We start from the raw sequence: 12,273 nt of genomic DNA on the forward strand, positions 1-12,273 counted from the left end.
CCTTTGTAACGTAAAGCGGTTGCGAGGCTTTCCTGTAAGAAAAAGATGAGAGAAAACGTTTGCGTGAGTATTTTTTATTATCCTGCGTCCTCAAATACCAATTCGGGAGGTTGCTTCCGGAACATGTTCGTCAAGAAAAGCAGATAGATAACGCCGAGCACTACCCAGGAACCTCCGAGTATCAGGGCATGCACGTCCAGGTTAATAAGCAGCCATATATCCAAACAGGCCCCGAGTAGAGGAAACAGCAGATATAGAAAAATTCCGCTTCCATTGCGTCGGCGCAATTTTACATAATAATGGCCGATAACAGAAAGATTAACGAATGTGAATGTAACAAAAGCTCCGAAGTTGATAAATGATGTAGAAGTTGCCATATCAATTTTTAATGCTAACAAAGCAATAACCCCGATAACGATTAAATTTAACACAGGCGTTTGAAAACGAGGGTGAACAAAGCCGAATATGCGCTTCGGCAGCACGGAGTCGCGTCCCATTGCATAGAGCATACGGGCGGCACTCGCTTGTGCCGATAAGCCAGATGCGAATTGGGCTGTAATGATGCCTGCGAGAAACAATGCACTAAATAGATTGCCGCCTACAAATTTAGCGATTTCAAATCCGGCGGAATCAGTGTTAACAAACTGGGAATAATCGGGAAAAATAAGATAAATAAAGTAGGACGACACGATAAAGATAGCGCCACCGATTAATGCGACAAGCAGAATGGCTTTCGGAATTGTTTTTTCCGGTTCAATCGTCTCTTCTGACAGGGTAGAGACCGCATCAAATCCAAGGAAAGAGTAACAGGCGATAGCTGCTCCGGCAAACGCAAGCGAAAAAGGTACATCCCCATTGAAAAACGGAGCGGCTGAGAAGAGAGTACCCATTCCTTCCCCACGCATCAAGCTAATAATAGAAAAAATAATAAATAAAGAAATGACAAGAAATTGAAAAAGCATCATAAAAAAGTTGACACCAGCCGTTACGCGAATGCCAATAATATTAATTGAAGTCGTAACTAGAATAAAGCCGATTACCCAAATCCAGGTCGGGACGCCGGGAAAAGCAGCAGCCAGATAGACACTTCCAATTAACCAAATAACCATTGGCAGAAAGACATAATCGAGCAGAACGGACCAACCGACCAGGAAACCGAGATGAGAACTAATTGATTTACGTGTATATGTGTAAGCCGACCCGGATACAGGGTATGCTTTTACCATATGACCATAGCTGGAGGCGGTTACAAGCATGGCGATGAGAGCGATGCTATAAGCGCTCGCTACTAATCCCTTAGTTGTTTCGGCCAGCATTCCATAAATGCCGAATACGATCATCGGGGTCATATATGCGAGTCCGAACAAAACGAGCGGTGTGAGCGTCAACGTGCGTTTAAGCGTCGTATTTGTTTCTTTCATGATAAGCACTTCCTTCTGTCTTGTATTCGGCGTAAGCCGTTTACTCATGATGCAGGCAGTTTAGTAAAGCACCGCGAACCGATTCGTGCAGCCGGCGCGCGTAGTTTAACTCCGGATCACGCGTCTCATGAAGGGATACATCTACAATACGTAGCGCTTCTTCCGAATCAAGCTGCAATAGGATGTCCCCCTCATGATTGACAGCCATGCTATGACCGAAAAACTTCAGGTTGTCCTCCTGTCCCAATCGATTACATATGACAAGCGGAATCTCGTTCTCCATAGCGCGACTCTGCATATAAATGTGCTGATACCTTTCATAAGGCTCCATATTAGCTGTATTTACAAGAACCATGTCGGCACCATTCAAACGCAACAGACGAGTGACTTCGGGAAACTCTAGGTCATAGCAAATCATCACACCGATATTCCCAAGCTTTGTAGTAAAGACAGGCCACTCGTTTCCAGCTGTGAAATAATGGGCCTCGGCAGAGAACAAGTGCGTTTTCCGGTAGACACCGGCAATAGAACCGTCATCCTGGATAAGGGCTGAAGAAATGTGATAAGCATTTCCATTTTTCTCGGGAAAAGAAATCAAGGCAAAGATTTGAAGTTCATGACAGGCTTGCTGTATGAATTGCAGCGAAGGGCCGTCTATTTCTTCGGCAATAGTCTCTAGTTGATTACCGATAGAATAGCCGGTTAGGACTAGCTCTGGAAAAATAACAAGTTCAGCTTTTTGTTCTTTGGCTCGATGCAGATAACGAGTTATCATATTCAAGTTTTCTTGTTTGTTGGCATGATGTGGGGTACATTGAGCGATCGCGATACGCATGTGTACGCCTCCTTTTTCTATGTTTGTTACTTATTTTTTTGCAATCATTGTGCCAATTTATAAAAAGTTGAATTATCAATACCTTCTGGTGTAATATAATTTATATTGATGAAAAAAATCATCAAAATATAAATATTCTTTTTTGTTTTCTCTTTGTTTTATCTATAATTGGCTTGAAAGATGAATTTTATCATCTTTAATGAAAAAAATCATTGAAATTGAGGGAAGGCGTTGGCACATAGTGAAGCAAGCGGAAATGATGGTGATTTTTGTAGGCAGTCATAATCAGGTGGTCGAGTGGCAAGGTGAAGTGGCAGAAGTATTCGGCTTCTCACCTTCCGTATTTCTTCAGCCCAATATGCATATATTCCAAGTGCCGTGGGAGACCGTAGTGCGAAATCGGCCGGATTTAAGCGCAGGTCTTACTATCATGCAAGCTATAAATGGCCCGCTCGTTTTATTATCGGTTGTGAAGCTGCCAGATACGGGCAGTGACATCAAGTATGTGCTTGTTTTATCGCGCCTAGATCATATGTTGGACGTGAATATGAATGCACCTGTGCTTCCTGATGTGGCAAACGGAGTGTTAGTCAAATCTGAAAAGATGAAAAAAATCATCGATGTTATCCATAAGATAGCCAGTGTAGATTCAACCGTTTTACTTTTGGGGGAATCGGGGGTGGGGAAAACGATGCTGGCCCGCTTAATTCACCAAGCCAGCTCCCGCAAGGATGCTCCCTTTGTATCAATTAATTGCGGTACATTACCAGATAGCCTCATTGAATCAGAGTTATTTGGCTATGAATCCGGTACATTTACTGGAGGAAAAACAGGCGGAAAGCAAGGATTGCTTGAAGCGGCTGAAGGCGGAACGATTTTTTTAGATGAAATTGCGGAATTGCCATATCATGTCCAATCAAAATTGCTGGAGGTACTGCAAGAAAACACGTTTCGCAAAATTGGCAGCGTGGACAAACAAAAAGCAAATATCCGCATTTTGTCGGCGACCAATAAAAATTTAAAGGAAATGGTAAATCAGAAAAGATTTCGTGAAGATTTATATTACCGTCTGCATGTCGTTCCACTTATGATCCCGCCGCTGCGGGAGAGGCGAGAAGAGATTTTGCCGCTAATAGAACACTTTACGAGCAAGTTCAATCAGAAATACGATCGCCGATTTTTCTTGTCTCCGCAAATGAAGGCCCGGCTAGTGGAGTATGAATGGCCCGGCAATATACGTGAACTGGAGAATCTGGTGGAACGAATCATCGTTACACAATCAGAAGAAATCGCCGAGCAAGTGGGAGGAACGTCGGAGGATACGGATGCTTTCACCTCTTTTCAGACGAAAAACGTGTTGCCTCCATTAAAGGAAGCAAAAAAGCAACTGGAAAAAGCGCTCATTCTTCGTGCGTACGATCTATACGAAAACACGTATAAGGCAGCAGAGATTTTACAGGTTGATCAATCGACCATCGCTAAAAAGCTGAAACAGTACAGAGCTGAAGAAAATGGGCCAGAACGAAAAAGGAGCACAGGGAAATGAGCGAGATTTCAATCGCGCTGGCACAATTGCGCTGTGAACTGCAAAATAAGGAACAAAATTTACTGCGTATTTTGCAGTCATTGGAAGAGGCAAGTAAAAATAAGGCGGATTATGTACTATTTCCTGAGCTGTATTTAACTGGATATACGATGAATGAACAGCTTCGCGTACTGGCGGAGCCGGAAGACGGGGAAAGTATCCGTAAGATTAGAGAGCAGGCAAGACGGTATCATGTAGGAGCCATTGTTGGATTTCCAGAAGTAGAGGGAGATGCATTATACAACTGTGCGCTGTTTATCGGGAAACAGGGAGAGATTATTGGGAAGTACCGAAAAGTGCACTTATATCACAAGGAGAAGGAATGGTTTACGCCTGGCGAGGAATTCCCGGTTTTTTCGCTTCCTGAAGGGAATATTGGAATGATGATTACATACGATATTGAGTTTCCCGAGGCTGCACGAATTCTAGCTCTTAAAGATGTCGATATTCTGGCGGTGCTGGCGGCTAATATGGTTCCTTATCAACACTATCAAGATATTTATTTGCATGCCAGAGCGCTAGAAAACCATATATATGTTGCGGCGGCTAATATGGTAGGACTGGATAATGAGAATATTTTCTTTGGTGAGAGTCAAATCGTTCATCCGGATGGCCGATCGATTTATAAAGCGGGAAATAATGAGGTCATCCCGGTTCTGACCTTTGATGTAAGTAAAAAAAATCCGGAAAAGGAGCTGCTTGAATACTTGCGTAACCGTCGTACTTCCGTGTATCGTAATGAACCGGGATTTATATAGCCTGCAGGCCCCTTCCATGAGAGTAGTGGAAGGGGCTGTTTTGTTTTTACTGTAGTTATATAGAAATGTATAGCATAAGAAAGTACACAATGTCGTAAAAAAAAGCACTTATCCAGCAAAAAGAAAAGGGGTAATATTCAGATAAATAAAAATAATGAGCCTTGATTTCGAAGGGAGATCTACTATGAATATTATTGATATGTCCGTGATTATCCTCTATCTGGCTATTATCGCTTTTGTCGGATTGCTGGGCGCGCGAAGAGCAAAAACGTCAGAAGACTATATTGTTGCAGGCAGGAACTTAAGCTTTCCGATGTATTTCGGATGTATGGCCGCCTTAACCCTGGGCGGAGCTGCTACTATTGGTACAGCAAAGCTAGGATATCAGTCAGGATTATCTGGTATGTGGTTTGTTACCTCCCAGGGGATTGGCCTTGTTCTGCTCAGTCTTTTTCTCGCAAAGAAAATATTTAATTTGCGAGTGTTGACTATTAGTGAGATGCTGGAGAATCGATTTAGTGTCGAAGCGAGGCTCATTAGCTCGTTAGTTTCTATTACGTATACGGCCATGTTGACTGTCACGCAAATCATCGGTATCGGGAGCGTATTAAAAGTATGGCTGGGATGGAATTTCACCCTATCTATCATTGTGGCAGGTGGAATTGTGCTGTTCTACACTGTATTGGGAGGCATGTGGTCGGTTACGATGACGGACATTGTCCAATTCATTGTGATGAGTATTGGGATTTTTGCTGTTATGCTTCCGATGAGCCTTTCAAAAGCCGGGGGATGGGAGGGATTGCATGAGAAGCTTCCATCCACTTATTTTGACTTGAGTGTAATGGGCGGGGCCGATATTTTCAAGAGCTTGTTGCTATATGCGCTAGGTATTGTTGTAGGACAGGATGTTTGGCAGCGCGTTTTTACGGCACGTAGCTTAAAAACATCCCGCTATGGGCTAATCGCTGCAGGTGGATATTCGCTTATGTATGCCATTACCGTCGCTATCATCGGCATGTGTGCATTTGCTGTGCTTCCTACGATAACGGACCCCCAAAACGCTTTCGCGAGCATGGCAATTACAACACTTCCTCCTGGCGTGTTAGGTATTGTGCTGGCGGGAGTCCTCTCTGCGCTTATGTCGACCGCTTCAGGCACTTTAATCGCTTCCTCCACGCTTATTGTAAACGATATCATTACACGGTTTTGGAAGCGGGATATGAATGAAAAACGATTTTTAATCATTTCACGGCTGACCACATTGTCTGTTGGTGTGTTTTCCATGGTGTGTGCATTGTGGATTCAAGACATTCTCGTTGCATTGGATATTGCATTCGCCGTTTTATCAGGAGCCTTGTTTTTCCCGATTATTTTCGGATTCTTCTGGAAACGTGTTACGGCACGTGCTGTTTTCTACTCTATCCTGATTAGCTCAGTCGTGATTTTGATTAGCCTTATGATGAAAGGTACGACATCGATTGTTCCGATTTTGTATGGTTTGGTTACAAGCTGTGTAACCATTGTATTGTTCTCCTACATTTTGCGTGACTCGGTAAAACCTACTGTTAATAATGAAGAAGAACACAATCAAAAATTTCATACATTGTAAGGAAAAGTGGCTGGGAAGCGAAGACTTCCCGGCTCTTTTTTCTTTTAGAGGGGAATTTTTCACGATTTATACTAAGAATAGTGCACTATTTCCAAGAATATTGCTCTGTTTCTATAGTGCACTGTTTTTTACAATTTGAAAGTAAGAAAGCAATTACATAATAGGAGCATTCCTGTAATGAATGAAAATGCGAGTGGATAAAAAAAGTACCTCCTGTTAACATACAGAGTGTCACGGCCGTGACCTCGAAATAACAGAGGAGGTACTCACCATGAATTATACACAAAATCAACGCATTTCTCAAATCACAGAATCTACCTTGATTATTGGCATAGATATCGCTAAATACAAACATGTAGCACGCGCACAAAACGATCGCGGTCTCATGTATGGGAAAGCTTTTTCTTTCCCAAGTATGCGTGAGGGATTCGAAGCGTTCTGTCACTGGATGAAAAACATAATGAGGGAACACGAAAAAACACAGCTTCTTGTCGGAATGGAACCAACCGGACACTACTGGATGACTTTAGCAGCATTCTTGCGAAGCCGCGGGATTCCGGTCGTGGTCGTTAATCCGATGCATGTAAAGAAGTCAAAAGAGCTGGATGATAATTCACCAACGAAGAACGATCCAAAAGATGCCCGTGTTATTGCGCAACTCGTCAAAGATGGGCGGTACTCTGCACCTTATTTCCCAACTGGTGTATATGCCGAATTACGGGAAGCTGTGAAAATACGAGACCACCTTTCCTGCGAGCTTCAGCGTACTCAAGCCAAGGTGCATAATTGGCTGGATCGCTATTTTCCTGAGTTTTTAACGGTATTTACAAGCTGGGAAGGCAAAGCGGCTTTTGAAACCCTCAAGCATTTTCCACTGCCTCAGGATCTTATCCAGGCAGGTGCCTTTGAAGTCTTGACGATATGGAAGAAAAACATCCAAAGAGGACTTCGTCCCAAACGTGCGGGGGAGCTTGTAGAACAAGCTAGGCATTCGATTGGCCTTCAAGAAGGTATGAAAATGGCAAGGTTGGAGCTAAAAACACTGCTTACAACCTATGAAACTCTACAGCAGCAGATAGAAGAAGTCATAAAAGAAATCGAAGATTTATTACGAGATATTCCAGGTGTACAGTACATTCTTACGATTCCAGGCATAGGAGTCGCTACCGTTGCGGGCTTTTTCGCAGAAGTTGGAGACTTGTCTAGATACCAGCATCCTCGTCAGATTCAGAAGTTAGCGGGTCTAAATCTTAAAGAAAATCGTTCAGGCAAGCATCGAGGAAAAACACGTATCACGAAACGAGGAAGACCACGGCTTCGCGCTCTTCTCTACAAAGCGATTCGACCCTTAGTTGCCAAAAATCCAGCATTTAAGGCGCTACACACGTACTATACAACTCGACAGGAGAATCCACTCCGTAAACAGCAATCGTTAATCGCCTTGTGCTGTCGCCTCCTCCGCATTATGTTTGTGCTAGCTCGTAAACAAATCGATTTTAATATGAACAAGATGATAAAAGACACCCCTTTATGTGGACAGAACCAATCTCTTGCCGCATAAACCGTACAGTTGCTTATTTTTTGAAGAACATTCGCACTTGATATCTTGATCAAAAACGAAGCACGGAGAAGCCGGAATTATTTTTTCCATGCGGGCACAGACCCTGAATAGGAGCTGGCCTCCANTTCAAAAAAGGCCGTAGGTCTTTGATGGCCTACATCCCCTACTTCCAATATTTTAAAAAGTTTCAAATGTCTAACTGAAGCTTCGTTTATAAAAATCAAGATATTGTAAGAATACATGAGTATTCATAAGAAAAACTTTAATTCATAGAGGGAGGAGAGAAAAGGATGCGACAGAAACAAGGTAGATTATTTTCCGATAGATCTTAAAATAGTCTACCAAACAGTAAAAAAACCGACTAGCTATCGTTTTGGCGGACGATACATAATAAAAGCACAAACCAAAATAGGAGAGGGAGGAAGACGAATGCAGCGACCTCTTGAAAATATTCGCGTGCTGGATTTTACGAGAGTATTAGCCGGTCCATACTGCACGATGCTGCTGGTGGATATGGGCGCCGAAGTTATTAAAATCGAGAAGCCGGGAACAGGGGATGATACCCGAAGTTTCGGTCCTTTCCAGAATGACGAAAGCGGTTACTTCATGTTTCTGAACCGAGGGAAGAAGAGTATAACCTTAGACTTGAAGACACCGCAAGCCATCGACGTAGTTAAGGAATTGGTAAAGCAATCAGATGTGCTGGTAGAGAATTTTCGTCCTGGCGTAATGAAGAAGCTGGGACTGGATTACGAATCGTTGCGCAAATGGAATCCTGCACTCATTTATACATCGATTTCTGGCTTTGGACAGTATGGACCGTATAGCCAACGGCCCGCATATGACCTAGTCGCCCAGGCAATGGGAGGCATGACGAGCATTACCGGACATCCAGATAAGCCGCCGACACGCGCCGGAGCTTCGTTGGGAGACATGAGCGCAGCGCTTTATGCGGCGTACGGCATTATGGTAGCGCTATTCCACAGACAGCGCACAGGGGAAGGCCAATGCATCGATATTTCTATGATGGACAGCATTTTTGCTCTTTTAGAAAGCAATATTATGCGTTATACGGTGGACCAAGTCGTGCCTGAACGTATTGGTAGCCGCCATCCAATCAGTACACCGTTCGATATTTACAAAGCGAACGACGGCTACGTTGTCATTGCTGTGGCGAACGACTCCTTATTCAAGCGACTATGTGCGGTCATGCGGCAGCCTGAGCTCGCGGAAGATGAAAGATTCCATCTCGATCCGCTGCGGACGAAGCATGAAGCAGAGTTGAAAGCCATCATCGAAACATGGCTTGCACAGTATACCGTAGCAGAAGCGGTTGAAATGATTAACGCAGGAGGCATTCCTTGTTCGCCGATTTTGACTATCCAAGATGTGTGCGAAGATGAACATACGAAAGCCCGGGACATGCTCGTTGATATCCCTCATCCGGTGACTGGTAATGTGAAGGTACCAGGAAATCCGGTTAAGCTGTCACGGACGCCACCTATCATTGAGAAGCCGTCTCCAATACTTGGAGAACATACATCAGAAGTACTGAAAACGCTAGTAAATCAGCAGGGAGTATAGCGGGCATAAGACAAGGAGGAGAAGACATGAATTTTGAGTTAACACAAGAACAAAAAAGCATTCGAGCGATGGTACGGGATTTTAGCCGGGAGGTGCTTCAGCCTAAGGCGGCGGAATTGGATGAGCAGAATCGGTTTCCTTTTGAGCATATTAGTAGATTGGCAGAGCTGGGACTGTTGGGCATTGCCTACCCCGAAAAGGATGGAGGCGTCGGAGCTGATTCAGTCGCGGAAGCAATTGCTGTGGAAGAAATCACATACGCATGTGCTGCAACTGGCTCTATCCTAACGGCACATTATTTAGGAATTGATGGGTTGTTCCTGGCTGCCAGAGACGAGCAAAGGCAAGCATATTTGGTGCCGGGGTGTAGTGGTGAAAAGCTGTATGCATTCTGTCTGACAGAGCCGAACGGTGGCACGGATGTCGCTTCCATGAAAACGAATGCTAGACTGGATGGGGATGAGTACGTACTGAATGGAACGAAACACTTTATCACCAACGGGGCAGAGGCGGATATTTTAGTCGTATATGCCAAAACGGATACGTCTGCCGGCTCACGGGGCATTAGCGCGTTCATCGTTGAAAGGGGTACGCCAGGCTTAACGTATGGAGCCGGAGACGATAAAATGGGGATTCGCGGGGCTCGCACGCATGAAGTCATTTTCGATAATTGTCGCATTCCGAAAGAGAATATCGTTGGGAAGGAAGGCGATGGATTTAAAATCGCTATGACTGTAGTTGACCGTGGGCGCATTGGCATTGCGGCTATGGCGGTTGGCTTATCGCAGGCAGCATTGGATGCGGCGACAGCCTATGCAAAAGAGCGAATCGCATTCGGAAAACCGATTTCGGAATACCAGGGTTTGCAATGGATGCTCGCTGAGATGGCTGCGGATGTCGAGATGGCACGACTGTATACGTATTATGCCGCTAGCCTAAAAGATCGTGAAGGATATCGGCTCTCGAAAGAAGCCGCGGTTGCCAAGCTTATTGCTTCAGAAGCTTCCCACCGCGTCGTGCATAAAGCGGTGCAAATTCATGGAGGATTTGGCTATATGAAGGAGTATCCGGTAGAGCGAATGTACAGGGACCAGCGTATTCTTGAAATTTTTGAGGGAACTTCACAGGTGCAAAAGATGGTTATCGCACACCATTTGCTTAAATAAAGAAGTAATGTAGTATTTAATTTTTTGTAGCATTATTATTCTAAAAATTCAATTTACAGTGGAGGGAACAATGACAAGTTACACTCGTACTGCAGACCGTGCTATTAAAGCACCAACCGGAAATCAGCTTACATGCAAAGGATGGGTACAGGAGGCCGCTCTGCGTATGCTGATGAATAACCTGGACCCTGAAGTAGCAGAAAAACCAGAGGAATTGGTCGTATACGGTGGAATCGGAAAAGCTGCCCGGAACTGGGAGTGCTTTGACGCGATTGTAAAAGCGCTGCGAGAGCTGGAAAATGATGAAACGCTGCTGGTTCAGTCCGGAAAGCCTGTCGGCGTGTTCCGTACACACGAAATGGCGCCGAGAGTGTTAATTGCTAACTCTAATCTTGTTCCCGCATGGGCAAATTGGGATCATTTCTACGAGTTGGAGAAAAAGGGCTTGATGATGTATGGGCAGATGACGGCGGGAAGCTGGATTTATATTGGAGCGCAAGGGATTTTACAGGGAACGTATCTAAGTTTTGTGGAAGCTGGCAAAAAAGCATTCGGAACCGCTGATTTGACTGGACGATTCATTCTAACCGGGGGAATGGGAGGAATGAGCGGAGCGCAGCCGCTTGCCGGAAAAATGGCAAAGGCCGTTATTCTTGTTGTGGAAGTGGAACGCCAGCGAATCGAACGTAAAATCAAAGAGGGGTATTGTGACTATATTTGCGATACGCTTGATGAAGCGCTCAATATGGTCAAAACGTTTACTGAAAAAGGAGAGCCCGCTTCCATCGGATTAGTGGGAAATTGCGCAGATATCTATCCCGAACTACTTAAACGCGGTGTCATCCCCGACATTGTCACCGATCAGACAAGCGCGCATGATCCGTTAAATGGATATGTACCGCATGGTATGACTTATGAAGAAGCGCTGGAGCTGCGTCAGCAGGACCCGAAAGCGTATGAGCAAAAAGCAATGGAATCAATGGCTGTTCACGTACAGGCGATGCTAGATCTGCAAAAAGCAGGGGCGGAAACATTTGATTATGGCAATAACATTCGTGCTTACGCGCAGAAAATGGGAGTGGAAAATGCGTTTGAGTTTCCTGGTTTCGTGCCTGCCTATTTGCGTCCGCTTTTTTGCGAAGGAAAAGGTCCGTTCAGATGGGCGGCACTATCAGGTAATCCGGAGGATATTTATAAAACGGACCGCGTAGCGATGGAAATGTTTGCGGAGGATGAATCGCTTATTAACTGGATTGAAATGGCGCAAAAAATGGTGAAATGGCAAGGGCTTCCTGCTCGTATCTGTTGGCTGGGATACGGGGAGCGTCACAAATTCGCGTTGAAAATTAATGAGATGGTAGCGAGTGGTGAATTAAGCGCTCCCATCGTATTCGGTAGAGATCATCTGGATTGCGGGTCCGTCGCTTCACCGAACAGGGAGACAGAAGCGATGAAAGACGGTAGTGATGCCATTGCGGATTGGCCGATTCTTAACGCACTAATCAATACATGCGGGGGTGCGAGCTGGGTGAGCATCCACCATGGGGGCGGCGTAGGGATGGGATACTCGCTGCATGCGGGACAAGTTCTTGTCGCTGATGGCACGCCGGAAGCAGCACAGCGCATCGAACGTGTGCTCGTTTCTGACCCTGGCATGGGTGTCATTCGCCATGCGGATGCAGGATATGAAAAAGCGATTAAGGTAGCGAAAGAAAGAGGCGTTGACATCCCGATGCTAGGTTAGTACCTCGGAG

9 protein-coding genes are annotated in these 12,273 nt (G+C 44.9%); 7 read left to right on the forward strand and 2 right to left on the reverse strand.

Annotated elements, in window-relative coordinates; genetic code table 11:
* Positions 1 to 77 precede the first annotated feature (77 nt).
* Both AF333_RS13070 and AF333_RS13075 read right to left on the reverse strand, forming a co-directional pair.
* Positions 78 to 1,421 (reverse strand): APC family permease, encoded by a 1,344-nt coding sequence (locus AF333_RS13070; protein ID WP_043068995.1) that lies wholly within the window; start codon positions 1,419 to 1,421, stop codon positions 78 to 80.
* A 40-nt stretch (positions 1,422 to 1,461) separates the two neighbouring features.
* The gene (locus AF333_RS13075; protein WP_043068996.1) at positions 1,462 to 2,256 is read right to left on the reverse strand and encodes a carbon-nitrogen hydrolase family protein; all 795 of its coding nucleotides are present in this window, start codon (positions 2,254 to 2,256) and stop codon (positions 1,462 to 1,464) included.
* 199 nt (positions 2,257 to 2,455) lie between these two features.
* On the opposite strand from AF333_RS13075, the gene AF333_RS13080 reads away from it, so the two are divergent.
* The 7 genes from AF333_RS13080 (at position 2,456) to hutU (ending at position 12,263) form a co-directional block, all read left to right on the forward strand.
* Positions 2,456 to 3,802 (forward strand): sigma-54 interaction domain-containing protein, encoded by a 1,347-nt coding sequence (locus AF333_RS13080; RefSeq protein WP_052812416.1) that lies wholly within the window; start codon positions 2,456 to 2,458, stop codon positions 3,800 to 3,802.
* Positions 3,799 to 4,599: a carbon-nitrogen hydrolase family protein gene (locus tag AF333_RS13085; RefSeq protein ID WP_043068997.1), complete on the forward strand. Its 801-nt coding sequence runs from the start codon at positions 3,799 to 3,801 to the stop codon at positions 4,597 to 4,599. The genes AF333_RS13080 and AF333_RS13085 overlap by 4 nt, the downstream gene beginning before the upstream one ends.
* 184 nt (positions 4,600 to 4,783) lie before the next feature.
* Positions 4,784 to 6,208: a sodium:solute symporter gene (locus AF333_RS13090; protein WP_043068998.1), complete on the forward strand. Its 1,425-nt coding sequence runs from the start codon at positions 4,784 to 4,786 to the stop codon at positions 6,206 to 6,208.
* Between the two features lie 271 nt (positions 6,209 to 6,479).
* Positions 6,480 to 7,769 (forward strand): IS110 family RNA-guided transposase, encoded by a 1,290-nt coding sequence (locus AF333_RS13095; RefSeq protein ID WP_043064577.1) that lies wholly within the window; start codon positions 6,480 to 6,482, stop codon positions 7,767 to 7,769.
* Positions 7,770 to 8,198: 429 nt separating this feature from the next.
* On the forward strand, positions 8,199 to 9,353 hold the full coding sequence (locus AF333_RS13100; RefSeq protein ID WP_043064656.1) for a CaiB/BaiF CoA transferase family protein: 1,155 nt from the start codon (positions 8,199 to 8,201) through the stop codon (positions 9,351 to 9,353).
* A 26-nt stretch (positions 9,354 to 9,379) separates the two neighbouring features.
* Positions 9,380 to 10,519 (forward strand): acyl-CoA dehydrogenase family protein, encoded by a 1,140-nt coding sequence (locus tag AF333_RS13105; RefSeq protein WP_043064657.1) that lies wholly within the window; start codon positions 9,380 to 9,382, stop codon positions 10,517 to 10,519.
* A 70-nt stretch (positions 10,520 to 10,589) separates the two neighbouring features.
* Positions 10,590 to 12,263 carry a urocanate hydratase gene (hutU, locus tag AF333_RS13110; RefSeq protein ID WP_043064658.1) on the forward strand — a complete coding sequence of 558 codons (1,674 nt, stop codon included), beginning with the start codon at positions 10,590 to 10,592 and terminating at the stop codon, positions 12,261 to 12,263.
* The last annotated feature ends 10 nt before the right edge of the window (positions 12,264 to 12,273 follow it).

The sequence above is a fragment of the Aneurinibacillus migulanus genome (assembly GCF_001274715.1).
In the GTDB taxonomy this organism is placed as follows: domain Bacteria; phylum Bacillota; class Bacilli; order Aneurinibacillales; family Aneurinibacillaceae; genus Aneurinibacillus; species Aneurinibacillus migulanus.